Origin of the sequence: Veillonella parvula (genome assembly GCF_040097785.1) — a bacterium.
GTDB classification, from domain to species: Bacteria; Bacillota; Negativicutes; order Veillonellales; family Veillonellaceae; genus Veillonella; species Veillonella parvula_D.
This window is the reverse complement of record NZ_JBBNNS010000001.1, coordinates 296,779-318,836: the sequence shown is the minus strand read 5'-3', so window position 1 is coordinate 318,836 and position 22,058 is coordinate 296,779. Positions and strand designations below refer to the sequence as shown.

Here is a 22,058-nt window from a genome sequence, read left to right as displayed (position 1 = left end):
TATAAATCTATATATCTAAAGTGGAGTCTTCGTTGACCAATTATTTTATTGAGTTCATATTATCATATGTTGAAAATATATGTCAATAACTTTCTATAGAATTTCATTATTCTTTTAAAGTTACATCTAACACATCCAATACTATCAACTTTAATCAATAACTGTATATAGAATGGTCGTTGATATCACTATATATTATCCAAGTAATTCTTTAACAATATTATTGACAACCTTACCATCTGCACGCCCTTTTGTTTTTGGCATTACATGTTTCATAACATTGCCCATATTTACGTTATCACCACATGCAGCAATGGCTTCTTGTACAATTGTACGAATTTCATCTTCTTTCAATTGCTCTGGTAAGTATTTTTGCAATACAGCCATTTCTTCTTTTACATGACTAATTAAGTCCTCACGTCCCGCTTTTTCAAATTCTGTTAAGGAATCTTGACGAGTTTTCATTTCTTTAGCTAAAATGCCAAGAATGCCAGCATCATCTAGCTCAATTTTGTCATTGATTTCTGTATTTTTTATGGCACTATTGACCATACGAATTACAGATAACGCTGTTTTACCTTCTTCACGAGCTTTCATAGCTGCTTTCATATCTTCCTTTAATTGATCTTTTAAACTCATATTTCCTCCTTATGTATATAATAAAGAAACCCTAATTCTGGATTTCATAAAGCCATGAAAAGGCAGAATTAGGGTAATCATCTTATGCTCTGAATTTGCGTTTTCTTGCTGCTTCAGATTTTTTCTTTCTTTTTACGCTTGGTTTTTCATAGTGTTCGCGTTTTCTTACTTCAGACAAAACACCCGCTTTTTGGCAGGAGCGTTTAAATCGACGAAGAGCACTTTCAAGCGTTTCGTTTTTACCGACTTTGATTTCAGACATCTATATCCCTCCCTCCAAAAATAATCTCGGGAAGTGCTGATAATTTACATACGCACATATAATATTATATGTATAGGTATAGATGTTGTCAATATTTTCAAGTATATTTTATAGGTTTTTTAATGAGTATTATAAAAAGAATACATAATACTCAAAATTAGGCTTCTGGCCAGCCCATTTCTTCTCCACCTAAAAGGTGTGCATGCATATGGAATACCGTTTGACCGGCTTTTCCGCCAGTATTAAAGATCAAGCGATAACCATCTTTAGAAATACCAAGCTCTTTTGCTACATCGCGAACAAATGGTAATAATCCTTCAACATAATCTGCATTCTTTTCAGTAAGATGTGCGATATTAGACACATGATTTTTAGGTACGATTAGAACATGCACCTTTTTCACCGGTTGAATATCATGAAAGGCATAAAATTTATCGTTTTCTAACACTTTTTTAGAAGGTATTTCACCACTAATAATTTTACAAAAAATACAATCGCTCATAATATAACTCCTTACTCAATAATTAAATAATTATCTTCTAAACCTACAACAGTTCCACCAACGAGATCACCAATTTTACGTGTCCCATCTGACTTAACTTTACCATTTATATATTCATTTGTTAAGCCCATGTAGTATCCATTCTCTTCCTTTTCGATGAGAATCTCACCAGGCTTACCAATGCGTGATTTTGCGTATCGTTCATAACCAGATTGGCTAAGACCATTTAAAAGTGCTACACGAGTTTTCTTAACAGCTTCTGGTACTTGATCCGCCATAGTGGCTGCAGGTGTACCCTCACGAATGGAGTATGGGAAAGCATGAATGTGCGAAAATCCAATTTCACGTACTGTATTCAATGTTTCTTCGAAGTCTTCATCAGTTTCTTGAGGGAAACCAGCAATAATATCAGTTGTAATTGATAAATCTTTAATACGAGAACGTAAACTTGTAATTAAATCTTTATATTCTTGTAATGTATAATGGCGTTTCATCAACTTTAATACATGGTCAGAACCTGCTTGTAACGGTAAATGTAAATGTGGACAAACACGTTTATTCGTAGCCATTAATTCTACTAACTCATCAGAAACCTCTACGGATTCAATGGATCCGAAACGAATGCGGTATAAATTAGGAATCTCTAATAAAGCTTTTACCACATCAGCTAATGTTGGACGACCTGGTAATTCGACACCGTAATTACCCAAATGTATACCAGTTAATACGATTTCATGGAATCCATGATCTACTAAACGTTTTGCCTCTTGTACAATATCATCAACTTTACGAGATTTTAACTTTCCTCGAGTATAAGGAATGATACAAAAGGCGCAATAGTTATTACAACCTTCTTGAATTTTCATGAACGCACGAGCTTTGTCAGATTCATTACCATATAACGGCATTTCCTCGAAGTTAGATTCCTTCATGATATCCCGAACAGCATTAATTTGTCGTTCTGTAGATTCTAATTGCTCTACTAATTCAACAATTTTAGAGCGATTATTGGTACCAATAACGAGATTAACACCATCTATAGCGGCAATCGCATCTGGATCAAGCTGAGCATAACAACCAGTTACAATAACATAGGCATCTTCATTTTGACGCTTTGCCTTGCGGATTAATTGACGGGATTTCTTTTCCCCCATATTCGTTACAGAACAGGTATTAATTACATATATATCAGCTTTTTCATCGAAGTCTACCGCTTCGTAATTATTTTGTAAAAATAAACCTTTCATGGCATCTGTATCATATTGGTTTACGCGACACCCTAAGGTTGTAAAAGCAACGGTTTTCATTGCACCTCTCTATTCTTATTTAATTTATAATTCTAATTCATATCGAATCATCGCTAACGATCCAATAGCAGCAGTTTCAGCCCGTAAAATTGTATTTCCCAGCGATACTGATTTTCCACCATATTTTATAATAGCATTGATTTCCTTCTCTTGATAGCCCCCTTCAGGACCTATACAAATTAAAACATCAGTTACAGACTTATCGGAATGTAAAGTTTTAAGTACATCTTTGATAGTCTGCCCTGCTTCATTTTCATAGGCTACCAATTTCAACGCCTCAGATTCAATGTCTAATGCTTGTAAAAGCGTCTCTCCTACTACGAGTGTAGGCAAGTGATTTCGTCCACATTGTTGAGCTGCTTCTAGCATTATTTTTTCCCAACGATTTACTTTTGATTGAAGCTTTTTTTCATCATATTTAGCTACGCAGTTAGCTGTGGGCACAAGATAAATTGTATCCACATTTAACTCCGTCGCCTTTTGTAACACCCATTCTAGCTTTTCACCTTTTAATAATGATTGAACTAGAATAGTACGATACGATGCTAGATTTGCATCTACATATTCAATCAGTTTTGCTTGAGCTTTACCGTCTACTTCTTCTGTAATTTGATATGTACCACAACGATTGTCACTACCTGTTACAGTTATAGGCTTCTCAATATTATGGCGAAATACATGTAGTACATGATGGGTCACATCTTTCGGCAATTCTATTATTTCATCTAATGGTGTAGGAATAAAAATCTTTTTCATCGTTTTTCTAGCGCAAATGTATGCCAAGGTCCTGCAACGCGCTCCTCAATAATATGCCAATGAGCCTCAATATATGGCATGATTTCATCATAACGATCATCAATAATGCCACTAATAATCAAAATGCCCTTATCATCCAGTTTCTTACCAATTTGAGGTAATAGTATTTTAAGGGGATCTACTGTTAAATTAGCTAAAATTAATTGGGCAGTACTATTGAAATCACTATCCAAATTACCACAAATGATTTCAGCAGATACATGATTATTCTCACAGTTAATTCGAGCTTGATTTGCAGCATACTCTTCTATATCTATACCAACTAAATTTTTAATACCTAAATGGGCTGCTACTAATAAAAGAATACCTGTGCCAGTACCAATATCCAAACAAGTAGCTGTATCAAGATCCATAGATTCACTATAGGATTTTAATAACTCTGCACAAGTCCGTGTTGTCTCATGAGACCCGGTACCAAAGGAAATATCTGAATCGATTATAATAATAGTTTTATTATCTACATTATTGTATTCCTGCCATGCTGGTTTAATGACTAAGTTAGGTAAAATTTCTGTAGGTTCAATATACTGTTGCCAAGAGTTTAACCAAGTTGACTCATCAAGAATATGTGTATCTATCGATATAATTCCAATATTTGCTTCTGTAAGACGTTTTTTCAAATCAGACTTAATCATATCGGCATCTAGTGATGGATCACTGTACATAGACAATTTTATTAAATTAGGCTGATTTTCAACATCTTCTTCTATAATTCCATTGTCTGCATAATCGTCAAAAAGAGTAGTCACCTCATCGGTGGCTACTCTTTCACAGACAATGGATACTTCTATCCATTGCATATATGCTCCTTTATAGGGAATGTGATGGAACAAACCATTCCTTCACATGAGCTGTTCATTTCGTTAAACAGTCCTTGATTTTTTCAAAGAGACTTTTGCTCACTTGTAAGTTATTTACATCTTCATTACTTTCATTTGCAAAGCGTAACAATAGCTCACGTTGAGTGTCTGTCAACTTCTTAGGCGTTTGGACGGTTACCACAATGTGTTGGTCACCCCTTTGGTTAGGGTTACGCAAATATGGTATACCTTTGCCCTTTACGCGGAATGCCGTTCCCGTTTGAGTACCTTCCGGAATCTTTAACTCTACTTTACCATCTAAGGTGTTAACTTGTATAGTCGCACCAAGAGCAGCTTGAGCAAAGCTAATATTTACACGGCTAATAACGTCATTACCATTTCGTTCAAATTCCTTATGCGGACGAACAAAGATATATACATAAAGGTCCCCTTTAGGGCCGCCTAAAATACCAGGTTCCCCTTCATTAGCTACACGTAAGCGAGATCCGCTATCTACACCAGCTGGAATCTTAATGGAAATCTTCCGTTTTGCCAACATTTCGCCAGTACCACGACACTTTGAGCAAGGTTTTTCAATGCTTTTACCCGTACCATGACAGCGAGAACAAGTGCGAACGGACTGCATACGTCCAAATGGAGTATTTTGAATAACCGCTTCTTGACCAGAACCATGACAGTTTGGACAAGTATCGACACGAGAGCCTGGTTCACCACCAGTACCATGACAGTGATCACATTCTTCATGACGATGCACTTCAATTTCCATAGATTTACCAAAGGCTGCATCTTCAAAGGAAATATCGATATCTTCACGCAAGTCATTGCCTTTTTGAGGGCCTTGTTGGCGTCCACCACCAAACATGCCACCAAAAATGTCGCCAAAGATATCACCAAAGCCTCCAGTTTGACCACCGAAACCGCCGAAGCCACCTTGGAAACCACCGGCACCAGCGCCGCCGCCTTGTTTGAAGGCGTCATGGCCGAATTGGTCATATTGAGCTTTTTTAGTTTCATCAGACAAGACTTCGTAAGCTTCGTTAGCTTCTTTAAACTTTGCTTCCGCTTCCTTTGGATTGTCTTTATTTACATCTGGGTGGTATTGGCGGGCCTTTTTACGGAAGGCTTTTTTGATTTCATCTTGAGAGGCATTTTTACTAACCCCTAGGATGTCATAATAATCACGTGCCATTCGTTACCAACCCTTCTTATTTCTTGTCGTCATCCACTACTGTGTAATCAGCATCAACTACATTGTCATCAGATTTAGTTTGTTGTTGACCTTGATCTGTAGCACCAGCTGCTTGTTGAGCTTGTTGAGCTGCTGCATACATTTGTTCTGCTAATTTATGTAATGGTTGTTCCAAAGCTTCACTATCTTTTTTGATGTCTTCGATATTGCTAGCTTCGATAGATTTTTTCAATTTATCTTTCGCTTCTTCTACTTCTTTCATCAAAGCAGCATCGCCTTTACCTTCAAGGTCTTTCAATGCTTTCTCAGCTTGATATACTAAGGAGTCCGCATTATTTTTAATGTCTAATTCTTCTTTTCTAGCTTTATCTTCCGCTGCATGAGCTTCAGCTTCTTTAACCATGCGGTCGATTTCTTCTTCTTTCAAGCCGCTAGAAGAAGTAATGGTAATTTTTTGTTCTTTTTGAGTCCCCAAATCTTTAGCTTTTACATGTACGATACCATTAGCATCGATGTCGAATGTTACTTCGATTTGAGGAACCCCACGAGGAGCAGCTGGGATACCATCCAAGTTGAAACGACCCAATGTTTTATTATCTGCTGCGAATTCACGTTCACCTTGTAATACATGGATATCTACAGATGGTTGGTTATCTGCGGCAGTAGAGAATACTTGAGATTTAGATGTAGGGATTGTAGTGTTACGATCGATAATACGTGTGAATACGCCACCCATTGTTTCGATACCAAGGGACAATGGCGTTACGTCAAGTAACAATACGTCTTTAACTTCACCTACTAATACGCCACCTTGAATAGCAGCACCAATAGCTACACATTCATCAGGGTTAACATTTTTAGTTGGTTCTTTACCCAATACTTTTTTGATTGCTTCTTGTACAGCTGGAATACGGCTAGAACCACCAACTAACAATACTTTATCGATATCGGATGCAGATAAACCAGCATCGCTCATAGCCTTACGAGTAGGTTCAATAGTTGCTTGTACTAAGTCAGCAGTTAATTCTTCAAATTTAGCACGAGTTAATGTTACATCCAAGTGTTTAGGGCCTGTAGCATCAGCTGTAATAAATGGTAAGTTGATATTTGTGCTAGCTACACCAGACAACTCAATTTTTGCTTTTTCAGCAGCTTCTTTTAAACGTTGATCAGCTAATTTATCATTGGACAAATCGATACCAGTTTCTTTTTTGAATTCTTCGATAAGGTAGTTCATAATACGTTGGTCGAAGTCATCCCCACCAAGGTGGTTATTACCAGATGTTGCTAATACTTCAAATACGCCATCGCCAAGTTCAAGGATAGATACGTCGAATGTACCACCACCAAGGTCAAATACAAGAACTTTACCGTCTTCATCTTTATCTACACCATATGCAAGAGCAGCTGCTGTAGGTTCGTTGATGATACGAAGTACTTCAAGACCTGCAATAGCGCCAGCGTCTTTTGTAGCTTGACGTTGAGCATCTGTAAAGTATGCAGGAACTGTAATAACAGCTTGTTTTACAGGTTCGCCCAAGTAAGCTTCTGCGTCAGCTTTGATTTTTTGAAGAATCATTGCAGAAATTTCTTGAGGAGTATAAGATTTACCTTCTACAGTTACTTTGTAGTCTGTACCCATGTGACGTTTAATAGAAATGATTGTATTTTCTGGGTTGGATACAGCTTGACGTTTAGCCAATTGACCAACTAAACGTTCTCCATTTTTTGCGAATCCAACAACGGAAGGAGTTGTACGTGCACCTTCTTGATTTGTAATAACCGTAGGTTCGCCGCCTTCCATAACAGCAACACAAGAGTTTGTTGTCCCTAAATCAATACCAATTACCTTTGCCATAATATATACCTCCTAAAACTTTATAATCTATTCAACAACTTTTACCATTGCTGGACGTATACAACGACCATCAACAGTATAGCCAGTTTGCAATACTTCACACACCGTATCGGATTCATATTCATCTGACGGTACACGCATAATCGCTTGATGGAAATTTGGATCAAATGGTTGCCCCACAGCCTCAATAACCGCTAAACCATGTTTAGATAACATAGCCATCAAATTTTGATGAATCATAATGAATCCATCGAGGAATACTTTTGCTTCCCCCTCTGCAGGACTTTGAACAGCCCGTTCAAAGTTATCCAAGACAGGAAGAAGGTCTGTTAATACATCCCCTTTTACATATCCTGCAAGTTGCTCTTTTTCCTGATTAGTACGTCGTTTGAAGTTTTCAAAGTCCGCTTGTAACCGTTTATAGCGATTATCAAAGTCGGCTTTAAGTTCTTCTAACACTTGAGCAGCATCAGCCACAGCTTCTTCAGTTTTTTCAACAGTTGGTTCCTCTACATTCGTAGTATCCTCTGTTTCCTCCACTGTTTCTTGTTTAATGTCTTGTTCTTCAGCCATTATATGCCCTTTCTGTTTTGTTCTTTTACCATAGTTTCCATTATATGTTTCATATGGGACAACATGCCGATGATACGTCCGTATTCCATCCGCGTTGGACCAAGAATAGCAAGAGTTCCAATAGGCTGATCTTGATTCGTAAAATCAGCTTGTACCACACTCACTGAATGTAGCGCTTCAGTTTCATTCTCAATACCAATCTTGACCTTAACAGGTGTTGGAGAATCATCTTTTAATAGCTGTCCTAATTGATTTTGTTCTTCCACTAAGGAAAGCAAGGGTTGTACCTTCTCAACAGACTTAAACTCTGGTTGATTTAACAACTCTGTGGTACCTACCGAATAGAACAACTTACGTTTATTAATAGCTCGTAATAATGTCTCCGAAAGGATTAATAAAATTCCCTGTGGTCCTTCCATATGGACCAATATAGATCCTAAAGCCTCAGCCGTTACATGACCAATACTTACATTCTGTAGTGCATTGCTAAATTGTATGGCTAAACTCTGTAAAAGCTCTGGTGAAACGCTTTCACCAAAGTACATCAATTCATTATCGAGTGCTCCTGTTTCAGTAATAACTACCATAATGGCTTGATGACTATCTAGCGGTAATACATGAATGTATTTGATTAATGCTCTATCATGGGCTGGTGCTAAGAATAAACTCATGCTATGACTTACCTGTGAAAGTAGTTTAGCCATATTGAGAAAGAGTTCACTCGTTGATCCATTGGAACGTTTCCATAACATTTCAATTTTTTCAGCATCCTGTAATGGAACAGGTTGTCGACTCAGCATAGAATCAACATATAAGCGATAGCCCTTAGCTGAAGGAATACGTCCAGCCGATGTATGAGGTTGCTCTAAATAGCCTAATTCCTCTAAATCGGACATTTCGTTCCGCACCGTAGCAGGACTGATGCCAAGATCATAATTTTTAGCAATCGTTCGAGATCCTACAGGTTCTGCGGACTTAACATAGTCTTCAATTATGGCTCGCAAGATGCGCTGTTTTCTTTCATCCATAATGACACCTCTTGTTAGCACTCATAAACTTTGAGTGCTAATCGCATGTATAATATTATCATATTCAAAAAAAATGTCAAGCAGAAAAATCCTTAAAAAGTCAAATAATATCTATTTAGTCAAAAAGACAATTCAATATTTTTAATTAATTGGTCAAAAAATCAAAGTACAAAAATAAGAAAACACTTATACTATCTACATTTATGACATATCCCAAAATTTAAAGATTAGAATATGTTGGTCTAATAAAATTTCTATTATTAAAACCTGAAATAGTATAAGTGTTTATATTTGTAATAATTTTATTATAATTCTATTGTTAATGGACTCTTAGTTAGAATACTTTTTGGGCCCTGACTATTTACAGACTAAAACCATAAATCAATAAGTACTAGAAATATAATAATTTATAGTTCTACACCTTCTAATGGATTACCAAGTCGTTCTAACAATTGTCCCATACGTTCACGAGGTTCCCCATGTTCCGCATACCAATCAATCAAAATGTCTACAGCTTTTTTAGATTGCTCAATAGTTAGTTTTCTTGCTAAAATTTTTCCTGCTTCTGGTCTCATGCCTGTATTACCGCCAACAGCCAACATAAAACCTTGAGATGTACCAATAAAAGCAATATCTTTCACCATCGCATCAGGGCAGTTACGTCCACATCCACTGATGCCAATCTTGCACTTATGAGATGTTTTTCGGCCGTAGTGTTTTCTCTCTACATAATCAGCCAATTCTTTAGTTTCCATTTGTCCATTTTTACAATGGCCTTTACCTACACAGGCAATTAAGGAATTAACACCTCTATGAATAACAGTTGTCACGCCATCAGGCAATTCAGAAATTAGCTGTTCCTTATCATCTTTTTCAATACCTGTAATTTGTATACCTGTTACAACATGGCGAAAGGATCCGCCATATTTTTCAGCAAGTTCTATGCATGCTTTCATTTGATCTAAAGTAAATTCATTATGTAAACCGTGTAATATTACAGATGTCTTCATCGTTCCTCCTCAAATCTAGCATGCTTATTCATCATCATCCTATTTATACTAACATATTAGATTTTGAGAAACTGTGAGAAATTACTCACGAATAAATTGACTAAATACATAGTTTCCATGCTTGGCACCTTCAGCGGTTAAATGATAACTTCCACTTTGATATTCTAATAGATCTTTACTAACTAAATCCTCTAAAGTAGTACCAAATAAATTATGGACAGATACGCCAAATTTATCTTCAAATTTTCGCTCATCAAGGCCCCATTTAGTGCGAAGAGCTAAAAAGCAAAAATCCTCTTGAGCTCGCTCTAAAGTAATCGTCTCCGTATCAATAGTAGGCATAATATATCTGTCAACGGATTGTATATAGGGCATTACATTACGATTATTACTACGGCGTACTCCGTCATAGAAGGAATGAGCACCAGCACCAAAGCCTAAATAATCTACATAGTGCCAATATTTTAAATTATGACGGCTATAGGAATTAGTCTTGGCGAAATTTGAAATCTCATATCGTTCAAAGCCTAAAGCTTTTAATCCGTCCATCATCATGTCATACATGGATTCATCAATGGTTTCACTAGGAATAGAAATAAGGTTCTTTTGTACTAAATGATATAGATACGTTCCTACCTCAACTTGAAGTCCATACGTTGAAATATGATTAATCGGTAAGTCTTTTACAATATCTAAATTATATTGAATATCCTCTAATGTTTGTCGTGGCAAACCATAAATCAAATCAATATTGATATCAGTAAAGCCCGCCTCTTTAGCATCATAAACGGCTTGTTTTGCCTGTTCTCCGTTGTGACTACGATGAAGCATGGTAAGCAACTTATCGTCAAATGTTTGAACACCAAAGCTAATACGATTAAAACCAAGTTTAACTAATTTCGTTAAGTAATGTAAATTTACTTCCCCAGGATTCGATTCAATAGTCATATGACAATCGTCAGTAATTGTAAAAGTATTTTTAATTTTATCAAGAATCATCTGTAGTTGTTGAATCGATAATTCTGTAGGCGTACCTCCACCAAAATAAATTGTATCAATAGCTTTAGATGTAGACTCTGGATGTTCAGAGACCCATAAATCGATTTCTTGAACTAAAGCATATACATAGGTTTCGTAATAATCTTGTAAATTTTGATAAGCAGGAAAATCACAATACATACATTTCTGTTTACAAAAAGGGATATGGACATACAGCCCCATATCCCTCAGTGTAGACAGATTCAGAATATCAGAATCTGTTTTCATTTTATTAGTCCTCAACCTTGAGAATCGCCATGAATGCTTCTTGCGGGATCTCTACGGAACCGACGGACTTCATGCGTTTCTTACCGGCTTTTTGTTTTTCAAGTAATTTACGCTTACGAGAAATATCACCACCGTAACATTTTGCCAAAACGTCCTTACGCCAAGCTTTTACAGTTTCACGAGCCACAATTTTTGTACCTACCGCCGCTTGAATTGGAATTTCAAACATTTGACGAGGAATCAATTCTTTCAATTTCTCAGCTAATGCACGTCCACGTGTAGCTGCACGGTCCTTGTGTACAATAATGGACAATGCATCTACAGGATCACCATTTAAGAGAATATCCATCTTAACCATTGGAGATTGTTTATATCCAATCAATTCGTAGTCAAGAGATGCATACCCCTTTGTAGCAGATTTTAATTTATCAAAGTAATCATAAATGATTTCACTCAATGGCAAGTGATAAACGACAGATACGCGTGTTTCATCCAAATATTCCATAGATTGATATTCACCGCGTTTATCTTGAGATAATTCCATGATAGTACCAACAAAATCTTTAGGTACAATTGTAGTCGCCTTTACATAAGGCTCTTCAATGTAATCAATTTCTGTTGGAGGTGGTAATTTAGCTGGATTATCGACTTCGAGCATTTCCCCATTTGTTTTGTACACTTTGTAATTTACCGATGGAGCCGTCGTAATAAGCGTCAAGTTATATTCACGTTCTAAACGTTCTTGAATTACGTCCATATGCAAAAGACCGAGAAACCCACAACGGAAACCAAAGCCCAATGCCAATGATGTTTCTGCTTCATATTCTAAGGCAGCATCATTAAGCTGTAACTTTTCTAATGCATCCCGAAGGTTTTCATAATCTTTAGACTCTGTTGGGTAAAGGCCACAGTACACCATAGATACAGCCTTACGATAACCAGGCAATGGTTCTGATGCAGGATTATTAGCTAATGTTACAGTATCGCCTACATGGCAATCTTTTACATTTTTGATGCTAGCTGCAATACAACCTACTGAGCCACATGGTAATTCTTGCACAGGTACAAGATTTGGAGTAAAAATACCGAGTTCTGTAACATCAAAGTCCTTTTTATCATGCATCATGCGAATTATATCTTTTGCTTTTATGGACCCTTCTTTTACACGGACATAGGCAATAGCACCTTTATACGCATCAAAACGGCTATCAAAAATCAAGGCTCTTGTTGGCTCATCAGATTTATCTGGTGGTGCAGGAACTTTATTTACAATAGCTTCTAAAATATCAGGAATACCGATACCTGATTTGGCAGAGCATAATACAGCATCAGATGCGTCTAAACCAATAATATCTTCAATTTCTTGTTTAACACGATCAGGATCTGCTGACGGCAAATCAATCTTGTTAATAACAGGAATGATTTCAAGATCATGTTCTAAAGCGAGATATACATTTGCCAACGTTTGTGCTTCTACACCTTGAGCAGCATCAACAACAAGTAATGCCCCTTCACAAGCGGCAAGAGAACGAGATACTTCATAGCTGAAATCGACGTGGCCCGGAGTATCGATGAGATTCAAAATATATTCTTCACCATCTTGAGCTTTATACAAAATACGAACAGATTGCGCTTTAATAGTAATGCCGCGTTCACGTTCAAGGTCCATGGAGTCCAAAACTTGAGCCTCCATTTCACGTTTTTGTAATGTACCAGTATATTCAATTAATCTATCAGCAATGGTTGATTTACCATGGTCGATATGAGCTATAATACAGAAGTTTCGAATCTTTTTCGTTGACATACCATGTAAACAAGTTCAAAGAACTTGCATTCTCCTTTCTAACATACGTGATCGATAACAGCACCTCCCAATAATTGAGTGCCATTATAAAAGGCTACAGACTGACCTGGGGTAATAGCCCGTTGTGGTTCTTCAAAAATAACCTCCATTGTATCGTCATCGAGGATACGTGCTGTGCAAGGAGAAGGATTAGCTGCATAGCGAATTTTTCCTTCTGCCTTCAATTCCTTATGAATTGTATCATCTAAGAAGTTATAGAACTTACAAATCATGCGATTTGTAAAGAGATGTTCGTTAGGACCCACGATGACCTCATTACGATCCCCATTAAATCCAATAACATATAAAGGGTGTTTATAAGCAATACCAAGGCCTTTACGTTGACCAATCGTATAATTAAATAAGCCGTTGTGCTTACCTAATACCTCACCATCTTCGGTAACGATATTACCAGACTCTGGCTTACCCTTCATTTCTTCTACCACAAGCTTTTGATAATTCCCATGAGGCAAGAAACAAATATCTACACTATCTGGTTTTTTAGCGACTGGCAAATCATATTCAGCAGCTAATTTACGTGTTTCAGTCTTACATTGACCACCTAATGGGAACATAAGATGACTCAAAATACGTTGGTTCATATTGTACATAACATAACTTTGGTCTTTTGTAGGATCAACACCTTTATGTAACTCATATAGACCTGTTTTTTCATTATAATTTACTTGTGCATAATGACCAGTTACCATATGTGTGGCACCTAATTCAAGAGCACGATTGAGCATCAAGTCAAACTTGATGTTCTTGTTACAAAATACACAAGGATTTGGCGTACGACCATAGGCATATTCTTTTACAAAGTAATCTACTACGTTTTCGTAGAATACATCACGAGCATCGATAACATGATGCTCGATACCAAGAAAATCACACATCTTCTTAGCATCAGTTACGGCAAGAGGCACCTCATCATAGGGCGTACCACTCACCCATAACCATAGGGTAATACCAAATACTTTATAGCCTTGTTTTAATAGCATTGCAGCAGTTAAAGAACTGTCTACGCCGCCACTCATAGCTACAGCGATAACTTTTTCCATACTTTCTCCTTTTAATGATCTCTTGATCATAAAACTAATCAGGGTGAAAGCCTGACGTGTAAAACACTAGTTCGGTGTAAAAGTCCGAGTAGTATTGCTATAAAATTATAGCAACTTATATTATAGCCTAGAAATAGGTATATTGAAAAGATTTGAAATAAAAAGAATCCCTTTCACAAAAGAAAGAGATTCTAAATATTATCTATGTTTTAATAGTTCTTCAGCAGCTCCTAAAATACCAAGCATGGAATGTTCAAATACTAGGCCACCCTGCATGAAAATTGTATATGGTGGACGTATAGGACCATCGGCACTGAGTTCAATAGAGGAACCTTGTACAAAGGTACCACCAGCCATGATGATTTTATCTTCGTACCCAGGCATATCCCCAGGAATAGGATGTACGTGAGCATCTACAGGAGAATAGGCTTGCATACCTACACAGAAATGCTCCATTTCTTCCCCATTTTTCAGATTAATGGCTTGAATCAAATCATAGCGATCAGCATTTACCTTAGGGAATACATCATAGCCTAGTAACTCACCTACAGCAGCCGTATATACAGCACCTTTAAGAGCTTGTAATACTACGTGAGGTGCCATAAATAAACCTTGGAAGAACAAGCGATAACCAGGAGCATATGAACCCATATGATCGCCAAGTCCAGGAGCTGTCAATTGATACGCTGCATCCTCTACAAGGTTTTCTCTACCAACAATATAACCACCAGTTGGTGCTAAACCGCCACCTGCATTTTTAATGAGAGAGCCAGCCATAATATCAGCACCAGCTTCTAATGGTTCTTGCAGCTCTGTAAATTCACCGTAACAATTATCTACGAAACAAATCGTTTTAGAATTTTTAGCTTTTACAGCATCTACAATAATCTTAATATCTGCAATAGATAAAGGTTCACGAGTGCTATAGCCTCTAGACCGTTGAATGACTACTACCCGCGTATTATCGTTAACAGCGTTAGCAATAGCTTCAACATCATAAGTATTATCTTTCAATGGTACCTCAGTATAGGTAAAGCCTTTTTCTACTAAAGAACCACGTACTTCACGAGCGGCACCGATAACAGATTGCATCGTATCATAAGGAGCCCCTACGGCATAGATAAACTCTGTCCCTTTAGAGCCATTTCCCATCAAAGAAATTAATGTAGTAGCTAACGCATGTGTACCAGAAACAAAATGAGGACGAACGATAGCCTTTTCACCTTTAAATACATAGGCAAATACTTCATCTAATTTCTCACGCCCTACGTCGTTATATCCATAACCAGTAGTACCAGTGAAATGATAATCAGATACTTGGCATTCCTTAAAGGCTTCTAATACTTTTTTTGTATTGGCCAATGCAATAGGTTCAAATTTCTTAAATTCTGGTTCAGCCATTTCTAGGGCTTTACTACGTATTTCTTCTAATGTCATGCTAATCCTTCTCTACGGATTAAATCCATAGCTTTATTAAATATAAAATCTTTAGATGTATTGCTATCAATATGTATCCATTCTATATATGGCATACGTTTATACCATGTAATTTGGCGCTTAGCAAAGTGACGTGTATTCTTCTTAATTAAGTCACGACACTCATCTAATGTTATATTGCCATTTATATAGTCTACAACCTCTTTATAGCCAATACCTTTAAAAGCTTGGCAATCTGGATTCACTCCAGATTTTATGAGTTGTTCCACCTCTTCAATTAAACCCACATCAAACATCATATCAACGCGTAAATTGATACGTTCATATAATTTATCACGATCTCTCATGAGACCGATGACAGGCCCTTTATAGGATACACCATCTTTTGTCTGATTTCGCAACGAATCTACATCACCATGATGCAATATCTCAATAGCTCGATACAAACGATGTTTGTCGCTATATTGTATCTCTATATTATGCTCTTTACCTAATGTGAAAGCATAGTCTCGTAAGCCTTCAATACCTTTTGTACTATAGAGCTCATCAAGTTCTGCTCGCAAATATTCGTCAGGTTTAACATCATTAAAGTTGTAGTTCTCCAATAATGATTGGACATACAGTCCTGTACCACCAGACAGAATAGGAAGAATATTTCTATCTTTTAATCTTGCAATTATTTCTTTAGCTTGATCTTGAAAAATAGATACCGAATATGAATCATTGGGTTCCAGTATATCGATGAGATGATGTTTCACCCGATTAAGTTCATCCACCGATGGTTTAGCGGTACCAATATTGAATTGTTTATAAACCTGGTAAGCATCACCAGAAATAACCTCAGCATGTAGCTGTTCTGCTAAGTCCAAGGTAAGATCTGTTTTGCCTACCGCAGTAGGTCCAACGATGGTTATTAAGGGATTCACAATAACTCCTTCATATATACTCCATAACCTATACGGCTATATTTCCCCCCCACCCATTGGTGAGGTGGATATTTCTGAAAGACAGAACTAAATGGTCGTTCTTTAATGATAACACCATAAGAGGCAACACGCATAGCTTCCTCCATAATTTTATCATCAATACGACTTTCCACAGTATGTCCACGAAGTGGTTTAAATTGAGGACTATCCTCTACAGGGACCTCAAACATAGGATCAAAATAAATAATATCTATACTTTCATCTGGTAGATTAGGTACATAGTTTTCAAAGGTATCATAACTTACCTCAATACGACGTAATGCGTCCGTCACACTTTTCACATTATGCGAATAATGAGCTAAACCATAAGATGTGGCAAGCCATATAGGTAAAGAACCTTCTAGACCTTTTATTTTAGCCTGAAGAAAAGCATAGCTCACGACGATACTGTCACTACCAAGACCAATTGTACAATCAAGAAACGAAAATTCTTCTTTATCAGTTATTTCATTAGTACTTAGTATTTTCTGAACAGCATTAATTAAATAATCTCCTTCTCCACGTTGCAAACGTAGTATACGTAATTGAGCCATGGATAAATGAAAGCTATGTTGCTGATTATCAGGAAAATGAATAGTTAAGCCATTACCAGAAAGAACAGCAATAAAATCACATGGATGAGCATTAAATAATGCTGGTATAGATAATTTTCCTCTTTTTATATAGGCCATATGCATAGAGGAAGCCAAAGCTTTGGCTTCCTCTTGAATGGCCTCATTAGATTTTTGAGCTGTAGTTAATATATTCATATTAAGACCGTAAGAATAATTTACCTAATTCATCAGGTGTAAATTTGATAATCGTAGGACGACCATGAGGACATACATATGGTTTTTCGGTACTAAATAAGTCCTCAATTAAGGTAGTCATTTGATACATATTTAAATTATGACCTGCCTTGATGGCCCCTCTACAAGATGCATAAGCTAACATTTCATGTCGTAATTGGGCCTTAGTAGGCTGTTGATGATCATGTAAGTAAGAGAATATATATTGCAGAATTTCAAATGCTTTTGACTCTACTAAATCTACTGGAGCCCCTACTAATTTTATCTTAGTAGGACCACCTAACTCTACATCAAATCCAAGATCAAGTAATGTTTCTCGTTCTTCCTCTACTAAATTCATTTCATCATCTGTGGCCTCACTATACTGAGGAACCAAAATAGATTGCATAGGAATCGATTCAGAAGACTTACACAACTTATCATAACGCACACGCTCATGTGCAGCATGTTGATCTATGATATATAGATCATCACCTTTTTTAGCTAATATATAACAAGATGCAACTTGACCCATTGGTAAAAAGCCCGAGTTTTGAATTGTACGATCTTCTATCTCTTCGTTACGAATATCGTGAGACAAGGATTTAAACATCTCTACATCTTCCGAAGTATAACTAGTGTAAGCAGTAGGAACAGCTTCAAAACTTTTATCTACAAAAGAGGATTGTTCATAAGTAGCCTTAGGTGCAGGTGGTGTATACCCCTTTGTTTTAAGGTTTTCCACAAACTGCGAAGTTTCACCGCGCATGACTTCATAGCCTTTTGTACGGCGTCCACCAAAAACCTTATCATAATCTATAGCTGTTGCTATATGTTCAGCAGACTGCATTGAATCGTGTACAACAGTAGGTACTTGATAAGAATCATAAGTAGTATTACCAGCTAAGAATGTACTATTAGAACTAAAATTCTTAATATCACTATTACTATTACTATTACTAGCAATATCATTACCATATTTATCGGATATGTTAGCAACTGTACCAGTCATATAAGATGATGACTCTCGTTCGTATCTCTCATGGAGTGGATTATTTAAAGCATTTAAGATACCGTGATATACGGCTTTAAATATAATCTTATCATCTGAGAATTTAACTTCACTCTTGCGAGGATGTACGTTTATATCAACCATTCTCGCAGGCACAGTAATATTTAGTACCACTAAAGGATGACCATTTTTCGGCAATAGTGCATGGTATGCATTATCGATAGCCTTCATTATGGTTTTATCAGAAATCACGCGATTATTGACGATAATGGTCTGCCATATCCTTGTACTTTTAAGAAGTGTGGGCTTACTCACTACGCCATCGATATAGATAGAATCACTTTCATAAGCAACAGTAAAAATATCATCTTTGGTTTTATATCCATATAGCGCAGCTACAGTATCACTAATATCGCCATTTCCTGGTGTGATAATAGCTACCCGATCATCTATGATAAGCTTAAAAGAAATATGTGGATTACTTAGAGCTAATTTCCCTACAATATCTTGAATTTTAGAGGCTTCTGTACGCTCCGTTTTTAAGAATTTACGACGAGCCGGCGTATTATAAAATAAATCTTTAATTTCGATAGTTGTACCAGGTGCCGCACCATAAGGAATGCAATCGGTAAAAGTGCCGCCATCAACAGTAATACGAGTCCCCAAATCAGAGTCTGCTTTACGAGTAGTCAAAGAGAAATGAGATACAGAGGCAATACTAGCCAAAGCCTCCCCACGGAAGCCTAGGGACGCAATATCAAAGAGGTCCTCTACTTGTTGAATTTTAGAGGTTGCATGACGTAGAATCGCCAAGCGAGCATCTTCCTCCGTCATACCGATACCATTATCAGTAATCCGCATATAGGCCACACCGCCTTCACCAATTTCAACCTCAATATTAGTGGCAGACGCATCAATAGAGTTTTCAATGAGCTCTTTAATAACTGATGCGGGACGTTCAACGACTTCACCGGCAGCTATCTTATTGATTGTCGTTTCATCCAATACGTGAATGGTTGCCATTATTTCCCGCCTCCTTTACGAGCCTCCTCTTGTAGTTCATATAATTTATTTAATGCTTCAATTGGAGTCATGCTCATTACATCGACTTCCAGTAAGCTATCTACTACGGAATGGGTAAATAAATTGCCTAGTGGAGAATCACTAACTTGCTTAACCGCTGGTTTTGCCACATTAGTAAGTTGAGCACCCATAACTCGATTATTTAAGTCACTTGCATCATGACTTTGATCTTCCAAGGATTCTAAAATCACTTCAGCTCGTTTTAATACAGAGTTAGGTAGGCCCGCCAGTCTGGCAACATGGATACCATAACTGCGATCTGCACCACCTTTAATGATACGACGCAAGAAAGCAACATCTTTCCCTTTTTCTTTAACTGCAACGGTATAATTTTTTAATTTACTATAGCTTTCTTCTAAGCAAATCAATTCATGGTAGTGCGTTGCAAATAAAGTCTTGCTATGAATGTGCTTACAAATATGTTCCACTACGGCTTGTGCGATACTCAAACCATCAAAGGTACTCGTACCCCGACCAATTTCATCGAGAATAATTAAACTATTATGAGTAGCATTTTCTAAAATATACGCTACCTCTTTCATTTCTACCATGAACGTGCTTTGACCAGTAGAAATATCGTCGCTAGCACCGACACGTGTAAAAATACGATCCACAGGTGAGATAGACGCTTCACGAGCAGGGATAAAGGAACCAATCTGTGCCATAATCATTAAGATAGCCGCTTGACGCATGTAAGTAGATTTACCTGCCATATTAGGGCCTGTAATGAGTAAAAATTCTTCTTCATCATGATTTAAAACGATATCATTTGGTACGAATACCTCACGTTTTAAGAACTTTTCAATAACAGGATGACGACCATCACGAATATTGATTTGACCATTCATCACAATAGTTGGACAAATATAGTTTTCTTCGTATCCAACTAATGCTAATGAGCATAATACATCAAGGTCTGCAAGAGCACGAGCCGTTTCTTGCACATCTTTGATAACGAGTTTAATATCATTACGCAATTGTTGATATAGTTCGTGCTCTAAAGCGATGATTTTATCTTTTGCGCTGAGAATTTTAATTTCAAACTCTTTTAACTCAGGCGTAATATAGCGTTCAGCATTGGCCAGGGTTTGTTTTCGTATGAAATAGTCTGGTACTTGTTCTGATTTACTATGGGATACCTCGAAATAGTAACCAAACACTTTATTGTAACCAGTCTTAATTTTTGAAAGCCCTGTAGCTTCTTTAATATCCGCTTCCATCTTAGCAAGCCATTGCTCGCTATTAGTCGCTAAAGAACGTAGCTCATCTAAATCAGCATTAAATCCATCTTTAATAACACGACCGTCTTTTAATGTCAACGCTGGTTGCTCTGCAATAGCTCGACATAATAAGTCATAAATATCTTTATGATCTTGCATGCGCTCATTAATAGATGTTAAAGCTAGACTTGAACATGTACCTAATACATTCTTAATATCAGGTAGAACTGCTAATGACTCACGAAGAGCCGTTAAATCTCTGGGAGACACAGATCCGGTTTCAACACGACCAACGATGCGTTCAAAATCGTAAATACAATCTAAAAAGTTACGAATATGAGAACGTTCAGCACCGCGTGTAATAAGTTCTGAAACGGCTGCTTGACGACGTTGTATTTGATTTATATCAGTTAATGGACTTTCAAGCCATTGTTTTAAAAGGCGTGCCCCCATTGGTGTCAACGTACGATCTAGTACATCCAGTAAAGTACCTTTTTGTCCACCATCGCGTAAATTATGAGTAATTTCAAGGTGCCGCAAAGAAGATGTATCAAGAATAAGGCGATTACCTACACTTAATTGATGTACATAGTTGATATGAGAAATTTCAGATTTAATGATATCCTCTAAATATAAAAGCATATAACCTAATGCTTCCCATACATCCTCTTCCATAAGGCCTAAATCACCGAAATGAGTTACAGCTTTTTCAGCTACTTCACGTTGTGTATAGTATGTAGAAAAAGGAGAAAATACGACATTACTAAATTGATTTTCAATAAAATCCTGAATATCTTGCGGTAATATCGTTCCTTCAGGCAATATGATTTCACTTGGTCTATACATGCTGAGTGCATCGTACATATCACTGCGTTTTTCACAATCAGTAATGCGGTGCCAAATAACTTCCCCTGTAGATACATCAGAAAACACAAGAATCCACGTATCTTTTACCATATAAAATAATGATAAAAAGTTATTTGACCGTGCATCGTTACCATTTTCTGTCATCACTGTACCAGGAGTAACAACTTTAATGACATCGCGCTTAACAATGCCTTTAACTGCTTTAGGATCTTCTAGTTGTTCACAGATAGCAACTTTATATCCTTTTTTTACAAGCGTTTCTATGTAGCTTTCAGCCGCATGAAAAGGAACGCCACACATCGGTGTGCGTTCCTCATCTCCTGTAGGACGACCTGTTAAGGTAATATTAAGTTCACGTGATGCGACTAAAGCATCCTCATTAAATAATTCATAAAAATCACCTAATCGAAAGAACAATAATTCTTCAGAGTATCTAGATTTAATATCTAAATACTGCTCCATCATAGGTGTTTGCTTTTTACTCATATTCACCTCATATATTATGAGTCAT

At 36.9% G+C, this 22,058-nt stretch carries 19 protein-coding genes; all 19 read right to left on the bottom strand.

All coding sequences use genetic code 11. The features are described from left to right. Nucleotides 1-195: 195 nt before the first annotated feature. Entirely contained in the window at nucleotides 196-639 is a 444-nt protein-coding gene (locus AAA071_RS01490; protein WP_004695753.1) for a GatB/YqeY domain-containing protein, read from the bottom strand. Between the two features lie 82 nt (nucleotides 640-721). After that, nucleotides 722-901, bottom strand: coding sequence for a 30S ribosomal protein S21 (gene rpsU / locus AAA071_RS01485; protein ID WP_004695751.1), 180 nt, complete (start codon nucleotides 899-901; stop codon nucleotides 722-724). A gap of 157 nt (nucleotides 902-1,058) precedes the next feature. Beyond that, entirely contained in the window at nucleotides 1,059-1,403 is a 345-nt protein-coding gene (locus tag AAA071_RS01480) for a histidine triad nucleotide-binding protein (RefSeq protein WP_156697541.1), read from the bottom strand. Nucleotides 1,404-1,414: 11 nt separating this feature from the next. Continuing rightward, complete coding sequence (mtaB, locus tag AAA071_RS01475; RefSeq protein ID WP_024061685.1) at nucleotides 1,415-2,710, bottom strand: tRNA (N(6)-L-threonylcarbamoyladenosine(37)-C(2))-methylthiotransferase MtaB; 1,296 nt, start codon at nucleotides 2,708-2,710, stop codon at nucleotides 1,415-1,417. 24 nt (nucleotides 2,711-2,734) lie between these two features. Continuing rightward, nucleotides 2,735-3,466 (bottom strand): RsmE family RNA methyltransferase, encoded by a 732-nt coding sequence (locus AAA071_RS01470; RefSeq protein WP_060919782.1) that lies wholly within the window; start codon nucleotides 3,464-3,466, stop codon nucleotides 2,735-2,737. Further along, nucleotides 3,463-4,326, bottom strand: coding sequence for a 50S ribosomal protein L11 methyltransferase (locus AAA071_RS01465; RefSeq protein ID WP_349234005.1), 864 nt, complete (start codon nucleotides 4,324-4,326; stop codon nucleotides 3,463-3,465). Before AAA071_RS01465 ends, AAA071_RS01470 begins: the two co-directional genes overlap by 4 nt. Nucleotides 4,327-4,381: 55 nt before the next feature. After that, nucleotides 4,382-5,536 carry a molecular chaperone DnaJ gene (dnaJ, locus tag AAA071_RS01460; protein ID WP_278457567.1) on the bottom strand — a complete coding sequence of 385 codons (1,155 nt, stop codon included), beginning with the start codon at nucleotides 5,534-5,536 and terminating at the stop codon, nucleotides 4,382-4,384. Nucleotides 5,537-5,552: 16 nt separating this feature from the next. Then, nucleotides 5,553-7,394 (bottom strand): molecular chaperone DnaK, encoded by a 1,842-nt coding sequence (gene dnaK / locus AAA071_RS01455; protein ID WP_008600875.1) that lies wholly within the window; start codon nucleotides 7,392-7,394, stop codon nucleotides 5,553-5,555. A gap of 27 nt (nucleotides 7,395-7,421) precedes the next feature. Continuing rightward, nucleotides 7,422-7,967 carry a nucleotide exchange factor GrpE gene (grpE, locus tag AAA071_RS01450; protein WP_004696996.1) on the bottom strand — a complete coding sequence of 182 codons (546 nt, stop codon included), beginning with the start codon at nucleotides 7,965-7,967 and terminating at the stop codon, nucleotides 7,422-7,424. Next, nucleotides 7,967-8,995, bottom strand: coding sequence for a heat-inducible transcriptional repressor HrcA (gene hrcA, locus AAA071_RS01445; protein WP_004697456.1), 1,029 nt, complete (start codon nucleotides 8,993-8,995; stop codon nucleotides 7,967-7,969). Before hrcA ends, grpE begins: the two co-directional genes overlap by 1 nt. A gap of 407 nt (nucleotides 8,996-9,402) precedes the next feature. Further along, nucleotides 9,403-10,005, bottom strand: a complete 603-nt coding sequence (locus tag AAA071_RS01440; RefSeq protein ID WP_004697060.1) for a nitrite/sulfite reductase domain-containing protein — start codon at nucleotides 10,003-10,005, stop codon at nucleotides 9,403-9,405. An 81-nt stretch (nucleotides 10,006-10,086) separates the two neighbouring features. Further along, entirely contained in the window at nucleotides 10,087-11,271 is a 1,185-nt protein-coding gene (gene hemW, locus AAA071_RS01435) for a radical SAM family heme chaperone HemW (RefSeq protein ID WP_008600870.1), read from the bottom strand. A 4-nt stretch (nucleotides 11,272-11,275) separates the two neighbouring features. Continuing rightward, nucleotides 11,276-13,075 (bottom strand): translation elongation factor 4, encoded by a 1,800-nt coding sequence (gene lepA, locus AAA071_RS01430; RefSeq protein ID WP_008600869.1) that lies wholly within the window; start codon nucleotides 13,073-13,075, stop codon nucleotides 11,276-11,278. A 38-nt stretch (nucleotides 13,076-13,113) separates the two neighbouring features. Next, on the bottom strand, nucleotides 13,114-14,175 hold the full coding sequence (gene mnmA / locus AAA071_RS01425; RefSeq protein WP_039964943.1) for a tRNA 2-thiouridine(34) synthase MnmA: 1,062 nt from the start codon (nucleotides 14,173-14,175) through the stop codon (nucleotides 13,114-13,116). Between the two features lie 198 nt (nucleotides 14,176-14,373). Next, complete coding sequence (locus AAA071_RS01420; protein WP_279007858.1) at nucleotides 14,374-15,612, bottom strand: methionine gamma-lyase family protein; 1,239 nt, start codon at nucleotides 15,610-15,612, stop codon at nucleotides 14,374-14,376. Further along, entirely contained in the window at nucleotides 15,609-16,538 is a 930-nt protein-coding gene (miaA, locus tag AAA071_RS01415) for a tRNA (adenosine(37)-N6)-dimethylallyltransferase MiaA (protein WP_060919776.1), read from the bottom strand. The genes AAA071_RS01420 and miaA overlap by 4 nt, the downstream gene beginning before the upstream one ends. Further along, nucleotides 16,535-17,347, bottom strand: coding sequence for a class I SAM-dependent methyltransferase (locus AAA071_RS01410; RefSeq protein ID WP_024061694.1), 813 nt, complete (start codon nucleotides 17,345-17,347; stop codon nucleotides 16,535-16,537). The genes miaA and AAA071_RS01410 overlap by 4 nt, the downstream gene beginning before the upstream one ends. Nucleotide 17,348: 1 nt before the next feature. Further along, nucleotides 17,349-19,400, bottom strand: a complete 2,052-nt coding sequence (gene mutL / locus AAA071_RS01405; RefSeq protein ID WP_349234004.1) for a DNA mismatch repair endonuclease MutL — start codon at nucleotides 19,398-19,400, stop codon at nucleotides 17,349-17,351. Beyond that, a complete protein-coding gene (mutS, locus tag AAA071_RS01400; protein ID WP_004697306.1) occupies nucleotides 19,400-22,033 on the bottom strand; it encodes a DNA mismatch repair protein MutS in 2,634 nt (877 codons plus the stop codon). The genes mutL and mutS overlap by 1 nt, the downstream gene beginning before the upstream one ends. Between the last annotated feature and the right edge of the window lie 25 nt (nucleotides 22,034-22,058).